General features: G+C 38.4%; 18 protein-coding genes and 1 tRNA gene. 10 read left to right on the forward strand and 9 right to left on the reverse strand.

The features are described 5' to 3' along the window. Positions 1 to 133 precede the first annotated feature (133 nt). The 5 genes from rpsA to pyrF all read left to right on the forward strand — a co-directional run bounded on the left by rpsA (position 134) and on the right by pyrF (position 4728). Positions 134 to 1795 (forward strand): 30S ribosomal protein S1, encoded by a 1662-nt coding sequence (rpsA, locus tag ASU03_RS06915; protein ID WP_157465844.1) that lies wholly within the window; start codon positions 134 to 136, stop codon positions 1793 to 1795. Positions 1796 to 1974: 179 nt separating this feature from the next. Further along, complete coding sequence (ihfB, locus tag ASU03_RS06920; protein WP_057831144.1) at positions 1975 to 2262, forward strand: integration host factor subunit beta; 288 nt, start codon at positions 1975 to 1977, stop codon at positions 2260 to 2262. A gap of 80 nt (positions 2263 to 2342) precedes the next feature. Beyond that, on the forward strand, positions 2343 to 2594 hold the full coding sequence (locus ASU03_RS06925) for a lipopolysaccharide assembly protein LapA domain-containing protein (RefSeq protein WP_057831145.1): 252 nt from the start codon (positions 2343 to 2345) through the stop codon (positions 2592 to 2594). A 60-nt stretch (positions 2595 to 2654) separates the two neighbouring features. Continuing rightward, entirely contained in the window at positions 2655 to 3824 is a 1170-nt protein-coding gene (gene lapB, locus ASU03_RS06930) for a lipopolysaccharide assembly protein LapB (protein WP_057831146.1), read from the forward strand. Positions 3825 to 4032: 208 nt separating this feature from the next. Continuing rightward, entirely contained in the window at positions 4033 to 4728 is a 696-nt protein-coding gene (gene pyrF, locus ASU03_RS06935; RefSeq protein ID WP_057831147.1) for an orotidine-5'-phosphate decarboxylase, read from the forward strand. Positions 4729 to 4905: 177 nt separating this feature from the next. Here the strand turns inward: pyrF and gap are convergent, their stop codons facing one another. Further along, positions 4906 to 5910, reverse strand: coding sequence for a type I glyceraldehyde-3-phosphate dehydrogenase (gap, locus tag ASU03_RS06940; RefSeq protein ID WP_057831148.1), 1005 nt, complete (start codon positions 5908 to 5910; stop codon positions 4906 to 4908). Between the two features lie 254 nt (positions 5911 to 6164). Here gap and gndA point away from each other — a divergent pair, with 254 nt between their 5' ends. Together gndA and msrB are read left to right on the forward strand one after the other, a co-directional pair. After that, positions 6165 to 7697 carry an NADP-dependent phosphogluconate dehydrogenase gene (gene gndA, locus ASU03_RS06945; RefSeq protein ID WP_057831149.1) on the forward strand — a complete coding sequence of 511 codons (1533 nt, stop codon included), beginning with the start codon at positions 6165 to 6167 and terminating at the stop codon, positions 7695 to 7697. Between the two features lie 11 nt (positions 7698 to 7708). Then, positions 7709 to 8086: a peptide-methionine (R)-S-oxide reductase MsrB gene (gene msrB / locus ASU03_RS06950; protein ID WP_057831150.1), complete on the forward strand. Its 378-nt coding sequence runs from the start codon at positions 7709 to 7711 to the stop codon at positions 8084 to 8086. A gap of 71 nt (positions 8087 to 8157) precedes the next feature. Here the strand turns inward: msrB and ASU03_RS06955 are convergent, their stop codons facing one another. After that, positions 8158 to 8997, reverse strand: coding sequence for a DUF2989 domain-containing protein (locus tag ASU03_RS06955; RefSeq protein ID WP_057831151.1), 840 nt, complete (start codon positions 8995 to 8997; stop codon positions 8158 to 8160). A 152-nt stretch (positions 8998 to 9149) separates the two neighbouring features. Between ASU03_RS06955 and ASU03_RS06960 the strand changes: the two genes are divergently transcribed. Together ASU03_RS06960 and ASU03_RS06965 are read left to right on the forward strand one after the other, a co-directional pair. Further along, complete coding sequence (locus ASU03_RS06960; protein ID WP_057831152.1) at positions 9150 to 10601, forward strand: glyceraldehyde-3-phosphate dehydrogenase; 1452 nt, start codon at positions 9150 to 9152, stop codon at positions 10599 to 10601. A gap of 177 nt (positions 10602 to 10778) precedes the next feature. Further along, complete coding sequence (locus ASU03_RS06965) at positions 10779 to 10976, forward strand: hypothetical protein (protein WP_057831169.1); 198 nt, start codon at positions 10779 to 10781, stop codon at positions 10974 to 10976. 55 nt (positions 10977 to 11031) lie between these two features. Here the strand turns inward: ASU03_RS06965 and ASU03_RS06970 are convergent, their stop codons facing one another. The 6 genes from ASU03_RS06970 to ASU03_RS06995 all read right to left on the reverse strand — a co-directional run bounded on the left by ASU03_RS06970 (position 11032) and on the right by ASU03_RS06995 (position 14113). Further along, positions 11032 to 11370: a TusE/DsrC/DsvC family sulfur relay protein gene (locus ASU03_RS06970; RefSeq protein ID WP_057831153.1), complete on the reverse strand. Its 339-nt coding sequence runs from the start codon at positions 11368 to 11370 to the stop codon at positions 11032 to 11034. Continuing rightward, positions 11361 to 11657, reverse strand: coding sequence for a sulfurtransferase complex subunit TusB (gene tusB / locus ASU03_RS06975; protein WP_057831154.1), 297 nt, complete (start codon positions 11655 to 11657; stop codon positions 11361 to 11363). The genes ASU03_RS06970 and tusB overlap by 10 nt, the downstream gene beginning before the upstream one ends. 37 nt (positions 11658 to 11694) lie before the next feature. Then, positions 11695 to 12093 (reverse strand): sulfurtransferase complex subunit TusC, encoded by a 399-nt coding sequence (gene tusC / locus ASU03_RS06980; protein ID WP_057831155.1) that lies wholly within the window; start codon positions 12091 to 12093, stop codon positions 11695 to 11697. Continuing rightward, the gene (tusD, locus tag ASU03_RS06985) at positions 12093 to 12461 is read right to left on the reverse strand and encodes a sulfurtransferase complex subunit TusD (RefSeq protein WP_057831156.1); all 369 of its coding nucleotides are present in this window, start codon (positions 12459 to 12461) and stop codon (positions 12093 to 12095) included. Before tusD ends, tusC begins: the two co-directional genes overlap by 1 nt. Before the next feature lie 103 nt (positions 12462 to 12564). Further along, positions 12565 to 13233, reverse strand: coding sequence for a Bax inhibitor-1/YccA family protein (locus tag ASU03_RS06990; RefSeq protein ID WP_197411213.1), 669 nt, complete (start codon positions 13231 to 13233; stop codon positions 12565 to 12567). A 262-nt stretch (positions 13234 to 13495) separates the two neighbouring features. Continuing rightward, the gene (locus ASU03_RS06995; protein ID WP_057831157.1) at positions 13496 to 14113 is read right to left on the reverse strand and encodes a DNA-3-methyladenine glycosylase I; all 618 of its coding nucleotides are present in this window, start codon (positions 14111 to 14113) and stop codon (positions 13496 to 13498) included. A 185-nt stretch (positions 14114 to 14298) separates the two neighbouring features. Here ASU03_RS06995 and ASU03_RS07000 point away from each other — a divergent pair. Next, a tRNA-Ser gene (locus tag ASU03_RS07000) sits at positions 14299 to 14389 on the forward strand. Between the two features lie 88 nt (positions 14390 to 14477). On the opposite strand, the gene ASU03_RS07005 is transcribed toward ASU03_RS07000, so the two are convergent. After that, positions 14478 to 14894, reverse strand: a 417-nt coding sequence (locus ASU03_RS07005; protein WP_157465840.1) for a DDE-type integrase/transposase/recombinase, incomplete at its 5' end; no start/stop codon positions are given.

A 14894-nucleotide genomic window follows, 5' to 3' on the forward strand; every position in this document is an offset into this window, starting at 1 on the left:
AGCTTAATCATTAATACCTGCTAGCATTAAAGAACTTTTATTTGAAAGCCTACTGTATGGATGCACTGGGCATACTTAACCACCCCATGAAACAATGACGTTGACTGGATTAATAGCTGAGTTATTACAAGTTATGATGGAAAATTTTGCGGAACTTTTTGAAGAAAGTTTAAAAGAAATCGAAACACGCCCTGGTTCAATTATCAAGGGTACAATCGTAGCCATTAACAAAGACAATGTTATTGTTGATGCTGGCCTTAAATCTGAGAGTGTTATCTCAATTGATCAATTTAAAAATGCTGCTGGTGAACTTGAAGTAGTTGTTGGTGATGAAATTGACGTAGCCCTAGATGCAACTGATGATGGTTTCGGTGAAACGATTCTTTCTCGTGAAAAAGCGAAACGTCACGAAGCATGGCAAGTGCTTGAAAAAGCATACGAAGAAAAAGAAACTGTTATCGGTGTTATCAACGGTAAAGTTAAAGGTGGTTTCACTGTTGAAGTTAGCAACATTCGTGCTTTCTTACCAGGTTCATTAGTAGATGTTCGTCCAGTACGTGACACTGCTCACCTTGAAGGTAAAGAATTAGAATTCAAAGTTATTAAGCTTGATCAAAAGCGTAATAACGTAGTTGTTTCACGTCGTGCTGTTATTGAAGCTGAAGGCAGTGCAGAACGTGATGAATTACTTGAATCATTAGCGGAAGGCCAAGAAGTTAAAGGTATCGTTAAGAACCTTACTGATTACGGTGCATTTGTTGATTTAGGCGGCATTGATGGTTTATTACATATCACAGATATGGCTTGGAAACGTGTTAAGCACCCAAGTGAAATCGTAAATGTTGGCGATGAAATTCAAGTTAAAGTATTGAAATTTGACCGTGAGCGTACCCGTGTATCTCTAGGTATGAAGCAGTTAGGCGAAGATCCATGGGTAGCAATTGCTAACCGTTACCCAGAAGGTTCTAAACTTTCTGGTCGCGTAACTAACTTAACTGACTACGGTTGTTTTGTTGAAATCCAAGAAGGCGTTGAAGGTTTAGTTCACGTTTCTGAAATGGATTGGACTAACAAAAATATCCACCCATCTAAAGTTGTTAGCTTAGGTGACACAGTTGAAGTGCTAGTATTAGAAATTGACGAAGAACGTCGTCGTATTTCTCTAGGTCTTAAACAGTGTATTGCTAACCCTTGGGAAGAGTTTGCTAAAAACTTCAACAAAGGTGATAAAGTATCAGGTAAGATCAAGTCAATCACTGACTTTGGTATCTTCATCGGTCTTGACGGCGGCATTGATGGTTTAGTTCACTTATCTGATATTTCATGGGCTGGTGGTGAAGAAGCCGTTCGTGATTATAAGAAAGGTGATGAAATCGATGCTATCGTTCTACAAGTTGACCCAGAACGTGAGCGTATCTCGTTAGGTGTTAAACAAGCTGAAGACGACCCGTTCAATATGTATCTGACAGATAAGAAAAAAGGTGCTATTGTTACTGGTAAGGTAACAGCAGTTGATGCTAAAGGCGCAACCATTGAGTTAGCTGAAAGTGTTGAAGGTTACCTACGTGTTAGCGACATTTCTGTAGAGCGTATCGAAGATGCTTCTACCGTAATTAAAGTTGGTGACGACGTTGAAGCTAAGTTTATGGGTGTGGATCGTAAGAACCGTACTATTAGCTTATCTATCAAAGCAAAAGATCAAGCTGACGAACGTGAAGCAATGGACAACCTAAACCAAGTTGAAGAAAGTGGTTTAAGTGCTATGGCTGCAGCGTTTAAAAATGCTAAAAACTAATATTCCTTAAACGGAAATAGTTTTACTTTGCAATGGTGCTGTAATTATTACAGCAAGTGAAAGGAGTATTTATCACTAGTGTGGTGATACTCTTTTCTTATTTTAAACGCCATCGGCGGAGCCAACTTTTTATGATAAGTAAAGTTGCGCGGTGCTAGGTAAATACTTAGAGGTCGAGTATGACTAAGTCAGAACTTATTGAAAAATTAGCCGATAAATTAAGTCATTTATCCGCGAAAGACGTGGAAAAATCGATTAAAGAAATCTTAGAATTAATGGCGCAATCTTTATCAAAAGGTGAGCGCATTGAAATTCGAGGTTTTGGTAGTTTTTCATTGCATTATCGCGCACCTAGAGTTGGTAGAAATCCAAAGACTGGTGAATCGGTTGAGTTAAGCGGGAAATACGTGCCTCACTTTAAGCCAGGAAAAGAGTTACGTGAAAGAGTTAATCTTTCGGTAGCATAAATTGCAAAGCTAACTAAAAAATTAGATAATAAACGGCATGTTAACCATGCCGTTTTTTTTTGCAAAATTTAACAAGGCCAATGAAAGTGCGATTATATACAACACTCTTTTTTATCTTAGCTTTACTTACCGTAGCATTTATTTTTGGTAGCCAAAACGAGCAATTACTGACCTTAAACTATTTAATTGCGCGTACAGAATTAACTGTGGCTGCCGCGGTGAGTTTATTTACCGGCCTAGGTTTTTTCTTAGGTTTATTAGTTACTATTCTTTGGCGTATTGTACGAAAAAGTAAAAAAGCATTCGCTAAAAATAAATCTCAGGAAGTCTAGTGTCATCTGACTTAACACTAGACTTCCTCATTCTTTATACCACCTGTCTCAAGAGCTCTAATGATTGAATTACTCTTTTTATTATTACCCGTTGCCATGGCTTATGGCTGGTTTATGGGCCGTAATAGCATCAAACAAAACCAGCAAACGGCAAAACAAGATCTATCGATAAAATACTCTACCGGCTTAAATTACTTACTCTCGAACCAGCAAGATAAAGCCATTGATTCACTGCTCGATGCGTTAAAGGTTGAAGATGACAGTGTTGAAGCACATTTTGCTATGGCCAATTTATTTCGTAAACGTGGTGAGTTAGACCGCGCATTAAAAGTCCATGAGCATCTAGTTAGGTTAAATCACTTACCGACTAAAGATAAACAACAAGCGGTCTTTGAGTTAGGTAAAGATTTTTTAAGCGCTGGTTTGTATGATCGTGCGGAAACTATGTTTACCAAATTATTAAAGTCGAAAGATTATGGGGCAAAATCGTTATCGTATTTATTGAAAATTTTTCAATCAACAAAAGATTGGCAACATGGTATAGATAGAAAAAAATTAATCGTAAAACATAAAGATAAACGCTTATTGCATACCTTAGCTAATTTCTATTGTGAATTAGCGACCACAGCTTTTGAACAAGATAAATTTATTGAAGTGATTGAATTACTAGAGCAAGCACTGTTACTCGATCCCAATTCATGTCGCGCAAATTGGCTGATGGCAAAAATTTATGAGAGTCATCAGCAATGTGAGTTAGCTGCCAAGTGTTATCAAGCTATTTATCATCAAGATAATGAGTTTTTTCCTGATGTTATTGACCCCATGTTAGCTTGTTATACTCGCTTAGATGCTCTGGAAGAATTCTATAGCTTTATTAAAATGGTTTATGATGAAACGGCAAGCTCAGGGGCGTTAATCTGCTACCTTAGCTATGTAGAGCAAAAGCATGGTAAGAAAAAAGCATTAGAATTTATTGTGTCAGCGTTAAAGCGCAGACCGACTATCCGTGGCTTTGAACACTTCGTCAATATGCAAATGACATCGACAGATGGGCCTGTCAGCAATACCGGCTTAGATTTAATTAAAGAATTGATCAGTGAATATTTGAAAATTAAACACAGATATAGCTGCCGTACTTGTGGCTTTAATAGCCAGATTCATTATTGGTCATGTCCATCATGTCATGAGTGGGAGCAATTGAAACCGTTCCGCGGGCTCGAAGGCGAATAAACAGCATCTTCGTTGCTACTTTCAACAATATTATTGTCAAAAGTACTCACTGACATTCGTCAGCTCCGTGCTCTTTTCTCAATATTGAAGAAACTCGCTTTGAATATCCAGTTTATTAATTTTCTGTTAGTAATATTAAAAGTTAGCAACAAACTAGACCTTCAGGAATTAATTGAAGGTCTTAAGTAAAGAACACAAAGGAAAAATCATGAACGATCCAAAAGTAGTAGTCGCGCTAGACTTTGATAAAAAAGAAGCTGCGTTATCATTTGTTGATAAGATTCAACCCACAGATGCTCGTTTGAAAGTCGGTAAAGAAATGTTTACCTACTTTGGTCCTGAGTTTGTCAAGCAACTGACAGGGAAGGGCTTTGATGTATTTCTCGATTTAAAATTTCATGATATTCCTAATACTGTGGCAAAAGCTGTTACCGCAGCTGCTGATTTAGGTGTCTGGATGGTGAATGTTCATGCTAGTGGTGGTAGCCAAATGATGACTAAAGCTAAGCAGGCATTAGATCATTACGGCAAAGATGCGCCGTTATTAATAGCGGTCACCGTATTAACAAGTATGAGCGAGGAAGACCTGCGTGGTTTAGGCATTACTAAATCTCCCGCAGAGCAAGTGAGTTTTTTAGCGAATCTAGCCAAGCAAAGTGGTTTGAATGGTGTTGTTTGTTCTGCATGGGAAGCTGAGCAATTAAAATTGGATTTAGGCAAAGAATTTAAATTGATAACCCCTGGCATAAGACCGGCAGGCTCGGCGCAAGATGATCAACAGCGGATTATGACTCCAGAGCAAGCAATGAATGTGGGTGTCGACTATTTGGTGATCGGACGCCCCATTACTAAAGCAAAAGATCCGCAACTTGTCTTACAACAAATTAATGCGTCCATAAGTTAATACCAATTCCACTTCCACTAAGCACAACAAGATCACAAACTTAATGAAAATGGTATAACGTTATTTTCTGTATTAATAATGCAGATTTTTTATAATATTTTATAAAAACAAGACAAAAAAAGCTAGATCAATGAATTACCTAGCTTTTTTATACCAGAGTGTTTATTTCACCGGCGTTTATTTTTCGTATTGGTGTATAAAGGCAACTAAATCGAGTACCTTGTTTGAATAACCAATTTCATTATCGTACCAAGCAATAACTTTAACAAAGGTATCGGTTAAAGAAATACCTGCTGTGGCATCAAATATTGACGTACAGGTTGCACCGATAAAATCATTCGATACCACTGCATCTTCAGTGTAATCTAAAATACCTTTTAGCTCACCTTCTGCAGCCGCACTCATGGCTTGACAAATTTCTGCGTAAGTGGCTGGTTTTTTCAAGTTAACCGTTAAATCAACTACCGATACATTCGGGGTTGGTACACGAAATGCCATACCGGTTAACTTACCATTTAACTCAGGAATAACTTTACCAACCGCTTTTGCCGCACCCGTTGATGACGGGATGATATTTTGACTAGCACCACGACCACCGCGCCAATCTTTAGCCGAAGGGCTATCTACTGTTTTTTGCGTCGCGGTTGTCGCATGTACTGTGGTCATTAGGCCATGTTCGATGCCCCAATTATCATTCAATACTTTAGCGATAGGCGCTAAACAGTTAGTGGTACAAGAGGCATTTGAAACAATATCTTGCCCGTTATAGGTGTCTAAGTTAACACCACAAACAAACATAGGGGTATCATCTTTTGACGGTGCACTTAAGACCACTTGCTTGGCACCGGCAGTAATGTGTTTGCGCGCTGTTTCATCGGTTAGGAATAAACCAGTAGATTCAACAACAACATCTACATCAATTTCATTCCATTTTAAATCTTCAGGGTTACGCTCAGCGGTGACACGAATTACTTTATCATTTACCACTAACTGCCCGTCAATTACATCAACAGTACCCTGAAAACGGCCATGAGTTGAATCATATTTCAACATATAGGCCATGTATTCGATATCCATCAAATCGTTGATACCAACAATTTCAATGTCATCACGTACTGCGGCTGCTCTAAATACAAAACGGCCAATACGGCCAAAACCATTAATACCAACTTTAATTTTCATGGAGAACCTCTTAACTTCATTATGTAGTAAAATTACACCATTTTTAGATTATTACAAGCTAAACATAGCTTTTATGACTTAATATTTCATATTTAGTCTGTTGTTTTGTTTTAATTACAAAACTTTGTATTTACAGCTTAATTAATTGCGTATTTTGTACAATACTTTAGAAATAGCATGATAGAATGCGCAAAATTTTGAAGAATAGTTGCGAGCCAAGACTCCCGACCTTATTTGACAGAGGAAAAATATTTATGACACAAGATAAAATTTTGTGTGACATTGGCTTTATTGGCCTAGGTGTTATGGGTAAAAATCTGGTGCTTAATTTAGCGGATAATGGCTACAATATTGCAGCATTTGATTTAAGTGATGAAAAGGTTCAAGCCCTTATTGCTCAAGATGAAATTGAGAACACTACCGGCACTCCACGTGTGTATGGCTGCTCCTCTTATACTGAATTATTGTCGCAACTTAAAGCTCCTCACCTCATTGTCTTAAGTGTTCCTGCGGGGGATCCGGTTGACCAAATCTGTGAAAACCTTATTGGTGCGGGTATTCAGCCAGACGATATCATTATTGATACCGGTAACAGCTTATGGCTTGATACCGTTGCTAGAGAAAAAAAGTACAATAGTAATTTCTTGTTGTTTTCTTCGGCAGTATCCGGGGGCGAAGTTGGCGCACGTTTTGGTCCATCATTAATGCCAAGTGGCTCTCCTTATGCTTGGGCTCGTGTTAAACCAATTTGGGAAGCTATTGCCGCTAAAGTTGATAAGAAAACGGGTAAACCTATCGAGCGTACTCAACCTGGGCAAGTTATCACTGATGGTGAGCCTTGTGCTACCTATATTGGTCCAGCGGGAGCAGGCCATTACGTTAAAATGGTGCACAACGGTATTGAATATGCGGATATGCAAATAATTTGTGAAGCCTATCACGTATTAAAATCGGCGTTACGTTTAACGTGCGATGAAATTGCTGATATATTTGCCCAGTGGAATAAGGGTCCATTAGACAGTTATTTATTGGAAATATCGGTCGAAGTATTACGCCATAAAACTAAGGATACTAATACTCCCTTGGTTGAGTTGATTCTAGATAAAGCGGGGCAAAAAGGCACTGGGCTTTGGACGGCAATGAGTAGCTTAGAATTGGGTTGTCCAGCACCGACTATAGCTCAAGCGGTTTATGCTCGCTCTATTTCATCATTTAAAGAGCTACGAACTCAGGCATCAGAATTGCTCACGGGTCCACAACAGACAGCTTTACCTGCAGCAGAGCAGCAAGAAATTATTGAGCAATTACATGATGCCATGTACTGCGCTAAAATTTGTGCTTATGCCCAAGGTTTCCAGTTAATGAAACTTGCCGGAAAAGAGCATGGTTGGACCTTAGATTTTGCCAGTATTGCTAAAATTTGGCGTGCGGGTTGCATCATTCGAGCCGCATTCTTGCAGTCGATAACAAATGCTTATCAGAAAAATGAGCATTTAGATAATTTAATGCTAGATGATTTCTTTATTAAGCAACTAAATGAGCGACAATTAAACTGGCGCAAAGCGATATGTTTTGCAACTATGCAGGGTGTACCTATAGGGGCCTTGTCCTCTTCACTTGCTTATTATGATTCAATGCGATGTGAAACATTACCCGCTAATTTGTTGCAAGCTCAGCGAGATTTTTTTGGTGCTCATACTTTTGAGCGAATTGATAAAACGCCGGGTAAAAAATATCATGTGCAGTGGTCAACCAAGGACAGAGAAACTGTCGTTGTTGATAGCTAAGGGTTCAAATTATGACAAATAATGATGATTATAAAAATAAACTCACCGATGATGCTTATAAAGTATGTCGGTTAGCGGCTACTGAACAGCCCTTTAGTGGTATTTATAATGATCACTGGCAGCAGGGCATATATCATTGTGCCTGCTGTGAGCAAGCTTTATTTACCAGTGAAAGCAAGTTTGATACCGGCTGTGGCTGGCCTAGCTTCTTTGCCAGTATTGAAATACAAGTGCTATATAAAACGGATAGCTCAAATGGCATGCAACGGGTAGAGATTCAGTGCAAAAACTGTTTATCTCATCTTGGGCATGTCTTTGACGATGGCCCTAAACCTACGGGTAAACGCTATTGCGTTAACTCACTTAGCTTAAACTTTCAGCCTAAATAAGCGGTAACAGCAATGCTGCTTAGTCGTATATAGCACTATCGCTGCCCCCTTAACCATGTGTTTTACTCTGATTAATAACTTGGGCTAGTAAATTGTCCTGCGGTAATTTTAGCTAAGGTAGTGCGCGCGACTTTATCAAGAAACTTTGCATCTAAGCTTTTAGCTTGTTGATAGTTCTTAAGGTTAGCTTCTATCCTCTGGTCGGGCTTATCTTGTAATAGCTGGTATGTCCGTAACCATATATATGCTTGCTTATATTGCTTCTTCTGCGTGAATATCGTGGCTAGGGTCTGTAATATTTCAGCAGGCAGTTCAGTGCCAGGTTGATGAAGTTCAAGTGCACGGTATAACAAGCCCAAGGTTTTATTGCGGTCTCGTTTTATATAATAGGTGGCTAAATGCAGTTGTGCCGTTGAGTTTTCAAGTATCGGTGTGCCTTCTAGTTTTAAAAACTCGGCTAGGGCCAAGGTATTTCCTTCCCGGGACCAGTGATAATAAAGCAGGTGTGGGTGCTTAGTCTGAACACTTTGTTCGGTTAGTAATGATAAATTCGCTTGAGCTGTTATTAAATTATCTTTTCTGAGCGTGGTTTTTTCTTTTAATTTGATGTGTTGGATTTGAGAAGCCAGTGACATACATTTAATATACCCCTCATAAGCAACAAGTAAGCTGTATTTATCAACATCAAGGTTTTTATCTTTGACATTAATTCGTGCAAAAGTGACTTGGTTTCGTTGGGTTTTACACCAGCTATCTTGGCCAAAATCATTACATATCTCTTCATTTTCCTTACACAATTGCATCAAGGTAACACTGCTGTCACAGGCATTAAGAGTTAGCACTAAAATGAGGGGCCAGCATTTGCTAACCAAGGGAAATCGTAACTGTATTATTTTTCGAAAAGTAATCATAAAAACACCAAAAAGATTTTTGTAACCGGTAGAGAAATAATTCATACTGAATTACAATACGCCCGTGAGTATAACCCAACTAGCTATTATCGATTCTAGAACACCATGATAATAGCCTATTGTTTAATTGACTGAAATAAAAGGTTTAAGTAATGACTTCTCATCTTGAGGAAAAATATCAAGCAAGCTGGCAAGAGCGTCAAACGTTCGCAGAAAATATGCAACCCCTTATTGGACAGTTGTATCGTAATAAAGGCATTGAAATTTCAGTGTACGGTCGCCAGTTATTAAATGCGTCTCCTATTGATATTATTAAAGCACATAAGTCTGTTGCTCTACATGAAGCAAGCAAATTACGTTTACGTGAAAGTTTCCCTTTTGTTGAAGCCATTAGCAAAATGGAACTAGCACCTGCTCGCATTGATGTCGGTAAACTAGCCTATAGATATTTATACCTTGGTAAAGCCAATGACCTATCGATTGAACAATACTTAGAGAAAGAGTTATCAGTAGAAAGTCGTGAAAACACCGGTCAAAAAAGCCAAGACGTAGTGCTTTATGGTTTTGGTCGAATTGGTCGCTTGTTAGCGCGTTTATTAATTGAGCGTGCCGGCCCAAATGCGACACTAAACCTTCGTGCTATCGTTTTACGTCCCAGTAAAGGCGGCGATGATCTAGAAAAACGTGCGAGTTTACTCCGTCGTGATTCCGTTCATGGTGCTTTTAATGGCAGCATTACTATTGATAAAGAAAATAATGTCATTAAAGCCAACGGTGCCTTTATCAAAGTGATTTATGCCAATTCACCGGCTGAAATCGATTACACTGCATATGGTATTAATAACGCCTTAGTTGTTGATAATACCGGTATCTGGACGGATGAAGAAGGTTTAGGTCAACATCTTAAATCTAAAGGTGTTGGTAAAGTATTACTAACAGCACCGGCTAAAGGCGATATTAAAAACATCGTTTATGGTGTTAACCACGATATGATATTAGCTTCAGATAAAATTATTTCTGCTGCTAGTTGTACAACTAATGCGATTACCCCAGTATTAAAAGCGATTAATGATGAATACGGTATTCGTAATGGCCATGTGGAAACTATCCACTCATATACCAACGATCAAAACTTGATTGATAATTACCATCCAGCACCACGTCGTGGTCGCAGTGCGCCATTAAATATGGTTATCAGCACTACGGGTGCAGCTAAAGCGGTGGCTAAAGCATTACCTGAGCTGAAAGGTTTATTAACAGGTAACGCAATTCGGGTACCAACGCCTAATGTTTCAATGGCAATCTTAAACTTGAATTTAAAGAAAGCTACCGATAAAGCAGCGTTAAATGATTACTTACGTAATATTTCATTGAACTCTCCTTTACAAAACCAAATTGATTATACCGCTTCGACCGAAATCGTTTCTAGCGATTTAGTTGGCTCACGTTATGCGGGTGTTGTTGATTCACAAGCAACAATTGTTGAGGGTGATCGTGCGGTATTATACATTTGGTATGACAATGAGTTTGGTTATAGCTGTCAAGTATTGCAAGTTATGCTTGAAATGTCAGGAATTACGGTACCTAGCTTACCGCATAAATAAATTCACTTAATAAACATAAGTGATCAAAAAAAAGCGCATGTTATATAATAATAGGCGCTTTTTTATTTTAGTAGTCGTTGTTTTTTAGTGGCTGGTAATAAAAACTCACTTAATACTTATGTTTTTCAGCGGTCGGCCGATAAATGTTTATTGCTAATTAATACACAAGGGGGATTTATGTCTATCAGCTTAGGTCAAAATAATTCTGTTGCTGCGCAATCTAACTTTGGTGCTGAATTTCTCACTGCAGCAGTAGCTAAAAGCCAGCAAGAATTAGAGGGACAAATGGTATTACAGCTTATTCAATCAGCAAATATAAATAATGTGCCCGCGCCAATAGGCAATAGTGGTTTTCAAGTCAATATTAAGGTGTAAAGCCTTTATCTTATGGCCCTGACTTACCAAGGGTGTTTGTCAAACTAGGTGTTGCTTAAATACAACGAGCAGGTTTAGGTAATCCTGCATATTTTGTTGCTTGTTTAGCGGGCCCCTCAGGAAACAACTTATACAAATAACGACTGCTGGCCTTCTCTGCACCAAACTCTGCTTTCATCGCTTTGGTGAGTGCTCGAATAGCAGGGGAGGTGTTATAGGTGAGATAAAACTCTCTGACAAAGTTAATCACTTCCCAATGGGCATCTGTTAGCTCAAAATCATCATGATTTGCCATTACCAAGGCTAATTCTCTTTGCCACAACAGATGATCAAGTAAATAACCGTGTTTATCTGTGGGAATAATTTTGTCTTGAAAAATTAATACTATTGCCATGTGATTACTTTATTATGGGTAAAGGTTAATTCAACAACATCGCTAATTTCAATAGTGTTGACCGCTGTTATGATTTCAATGGCTCTCGCCTGTGCATGACTGGCGATAATATTGATATTAACCGAACCACCTACTCGTTTTATTAAGCTATCCATCAACGAGTGTTTAAGGTTATAACAGCCATCATCCATCAATACTACGGAGTCTTGATGGTCTAGCACACTTAAACATTGTGCGAAGTCATTGCTAGTAAAAGCTGATTGTCGTATTAAATGTAAAGTACTCATGTTCATTTCCTTAAATAAAAGGCCTTAAATATAAAGCCTAAAACCTTAGCACGTGTTGGTGGCGGTTAAGCGCTAAACCAAATTCGATACTCGATAATACTTGTACATTATCAATATGAAAATCTTCACCGAGTTGACGATTAACTAATGACTGCTGGCAAACGTAAATATCCTCAATATCATAGAACTCAAAAGCCGAAAACGTTTTTAAATAATCTTTCATGCCAAGCAAGCTGCCGTCTTGCTTATCCATCAGTTGATAAACACCATCACCTTGAAAGAATAACGAAACCTTTTGTTCAAATGAAGCAAAAATTAACGCGACATCAAGGGCATCTTTACCATGGCTACTACTAAAAGGCGCTTTACTGTTAATGATTGCCAGAACACTTTCTTGTGGCGATGCTCCGGATGATTTTTGCTCTTTTTGGGTCATTAAAATTGTACCAAGCGCGATGCTTTTGTTGTTAACTCAACTAATTCACCTAAACCTGAGACGGTAAAGGCTTTATTTATTTTGTCATTATCTATGGCATCACAAGCAATACCACGCTTTTCGGCCGCGGTAATGCAAATATGTAGTGGTAATTGATACTGTTTTTGCAGTCGTTGCCAGTGTTCAATAGCCTGGTATTCATCACTAGCAATGCTAATATCTTCATTGGCATGCATTACGCCATCTTGGTAAAAGAACACGCCAATAACGTTGATGCCCGCGACTAATGCTGCCTCGACATACGTTAATGCGGTAATCGTTAGGTGGCTATAGGGGGGAGTAGTTATTACTACAGCAAGAGTTTTCACAACACATCCATCATAAAAAAATAAGTCAAAAAAAAGCCCCGCAATTGCGAGGCTTTTATTATAAATGATTATAAAGCTTTTTTAGCTAAATTTTTAGTGTTAACTAATCATCGTTGCCTAATACGCCTAATAACATAAGTAAGTGGACAAAAATGTTATAGATGCTTAAGTATAAAGAAATAGTGGCACGAATGTAGTTACGCTCACCACCATTAATAATACGGCTGGTATCCATTAAGATTAAGCCCGACATAATCATAATGATTGCTGCACTAATCGCTAAAGAAAGCGCTGGAATTTGAAAGAAGAAATTAGCGACCATTGCCACTAATGCCACAATCATACCGACCATTAAGAAGCCGCCCATAAATGAGAAGTCTTTTTTACTGGTTAGTGCATAACCTGAAAGCGCAAAAAATATTAATGCTGTGCCGCCAAGAGCCTGCATAATTAGCGCGCCACCACCTGGCATTGCTGCGTAAGAACTTAACATTGGCCCTAAAGAGGCACCCATTAAACCGGTGAAAGCAAAAATCCAATAAATGCCACTGGCAGAATCTGCTTTTTTATTGACCACAAACATTAAACCAAAAGCTACTAACATCATGATAAGGGCAGCACCGGATGGGAGGTTCATCGCCATTGAAATGCCAGCTGTTACGGCACTGAACGCTAGTGTCATTGATAACAACATATAAGTATTTTTCAATACTTTATTAATTTCTAGCGCCGTACTTTGACTCGCTGTTTGAAAACTCATATTAGATTGCATAAAACTTCCTTAAGAATTTAATTCTATTTACTTGTTATAAGCTAAGATAAGGTCATTTTAGATAAGTTCAAGTTTTTATTATTGATATAACTGTATAACCGACTTACGCTAACTTGCTGCCTTATGACATATTATGGCATGGTGATTTTTAAAATACTATGCTTTGCTTTGTTTAAACGTGGCAATATTTTGTTTTCTTTTGTAACAAAGGATAACTCTTTTACCTATGCATTGTTTAATGTGCTAAACAAAAGGGCGTTAGTTAACACTGTTGCCAGTCTAGTCCTAAAGTTTGATAACTGTCGATAATTTCTTGTTTTCTTTTACAGTCATTACTGTGATCGTTAATCAAACCTGAGGCTTGTAGATGAGCATATAGCGTGGTTGAACCGACAAATTTGAAGCCCCGTTTTTTTAAATCCTTACTTAAATTATCTGAAATAGGGGAGGTGGCCGGATAATCACTCAATTGTTGTAAATCACTGACTTGTACCTTGTTACCGACAAATGCCCAAATGTAGTTAATAAAACTACCAAATTCCTTTTGTATGGCAATAAAACATTTAGCGTTATTAACGGTGGCGGCAATTTTACCCTTGTGGCGAATAATACTGGCATCGAGTACTAGACGTTTTTCATCCGCCAAAGTAAATAAAGCGACTTTATTAACATCAAAGTTAGCAAAGGCTTTTCTGTAGCCATCACGTCGCTTTAATATGGTATACCAACTTAAACCCGCTTGGGCTGATTCAAGTACAAGGTATTCAAACATCTTATCATCATCAAGAACAGGAACCCCCCATTCTTCATCATGGTATTTAACATAGTCTACCTTCGTTGTGTCTAACCAAGGGCAACGGCAGGTATTTTCAGCTGTCATTGGGGCATTCCTTCTTTGATGTTAATTAAATTGCTGAAAAACAAAGCAAGCTGGTTGTTTTTTTAGCAAACAAACTTAAAACAAGCATAAATACTAAAATAGTGCTTTACAAGCCATTGGAGAGACTTTAATATTCGCCTCGTTCTCAAGCAAGCATTGTTTTACCCGCTTATTTGTTAACTTCAGGTGAGATGGCTGAGTGGTCGAAAGCACCGGTCTTGAAAACCGGCGAGGGTTTGTAGCCCTCCTAGAGTTCAAATCTCTATCTCACCGCCACATTTAGAAAAACCCGTTAATCGAAAGGTTAACGGGTTTTTTGCATTTAGTGTATTTGAAAGTAATCAAAGGGTTTGTAGTGAAGTGGTCAAGTAATATTGGCCACGCGTTTGTAAGTTTTCCAATATCTTCGCTCAGACTCATTCGGTGTTAATTCACCATTATAACTGTGAGGCCTGACTTTGCTGTAATATCCAGTAATGTAATTAACCACAGCAGATTTCGCTTCATTAAAAGATTTATAACCTACTGTTGGCATCCATTCCGATTTAAAACTTCTAAAAAATCGTTCCATTGGCGCATTATCCCAACAATTACCACGACGACTCATGCTTTGCTTTATTTGGTATCGCCATAATAATTGGCGGTACTTTTTACTGGTATAGTGACAGCCTTGATCAGAGTGAAACATCACGCCTTTAGGTCTGCCACGCGATTCAAATGCCATTGATAATGCTTTGGCTGTTAATGCCGTATCAGGTGATTGGGACATTGCCCAACCAAT

The organism is Colwellia sp. TT2012 (assembly GCF_001440345.1).
Lineage (GTDB): Bacteria > Pseudomonadota > Gammaproteobacteria > Enterobacterales > Alteromonadaceae > Colwellia.

What these genes read in the sequence shown, in the direction of transcription:
- rpsA (WP_157465844.1), top strand. Translation starts at nt 134, where the DNA reads ATGATGGAAAATTTTGCGGAACTTTTTGAAGAAAGTTTAAAAGAAATC.
- ihfB (WP_057831144.1), top strand. Translation starts at nt 1,975, where the DNA reads ATGACTAAGTCAGAACTTATTGAAAAATTAGCCGATAAATTAAGTCAT.
- ASU03_RS06925 (WP_057831145.1), top strand. Translation starts at nt 2,343, where the DNA reads ATGAAAGTGCGATTATATACAACACTCTTTTTTATCTTAGCTTTACTT.
- lapB (WP_057831146.1), top strand. Translation starts at nt 2,655, where the DNA reads ATGATTGAATTACTCTTTTTATTATTACCCGTTGCCATGGCTTATGGC.
- pyrF (WP_057831147.1), top strand. Translation starts at nt 4,033, where the DNA reads ATGAACGATCCAAAAGTAGTAGTCGCGCTAGACTTTGATAAAAAAGAA.
- gap (WP_057831148.1), bottom strand. Translation starts at nt 5,910, where the DNA reads ATGAAAATTAAAGTTGGTATTAATGGTTTTGGCCGTATTGGCCGTTTT.
- gndA (WP_057831149.1), top strand. Translation starts at nt 6,165, where the DNA reads ATGACACAAGATAAAATTTTGTGTGACATTGGCTTTATTGGCCTAGGT.
- msrB (WP_057831150.1), top strand. Translation starts at nt 7,709, where the DNA reads ATGACAAATAATGATGATTATAAAAATAAACTCACCGATGATGCTTAT.
- ASU03_RS06955 (WP_057831151.1), bottom strand. Translation starts at nt 8,997, where the DNA reads ATGATTACTTTTCGAAAAATAATACAGTTACGATTTCCCTTGGTTAGC.
- ASU03_RS06960 (WP_057831152.1), top strand. Translation starts at nt 9,150, where the DNA reads ATGACTTCTCATCTTGAGGAAAAATATCAAGCAAGCTGGCAAGAGCGT.
- ASU03_RS06965 (WP_057831169.1), top strand. Translation starts at nt 10,779, where the DNA reads ATGTCTATCAGCTTAGGTCAAAATAATTCTGTTGCTGCGCAATCTAAC.
- ASU03_RS06970 (WP_057831153.1), bottom strand. Translation starts at nt 11,370, where the DNA reads ATGGCAATAGTATTAATTTTTCAAGACAAAATTATTCCCACAGATAAA.
- tusB (WP_057831154.1), bottom strand. Translation starts at nt 11,657, where the DNA reads ATGAGTACTTTACATTTAATACGACAATCAGCTTTTACTAGCAATGAC.
- tusC (WP_057831155.1), bottom strand. Translation starts at nt 12,093, where the DNA reads ATGACCCAAAAAGAGCAAAAATCATCCGGAGCATCGCCACAAGAAAGT.
- ASU03_RS06990 (WP_197411213.1), bottom strand. Translation starts at nt 13,233, where the DNA reads ATGCAATCTAATATGAGTTTTCAAACAGCGAGTCAAAGTACGGCGCTA.
- ASU03_RS06995 (WP_057831157.1), bottom strand. Translation starts at nt 14,113, where the DNA reads ATGACAGCTGAAAATACCTGCCGTTGCCCTTGGTTAGACACAACGAAG.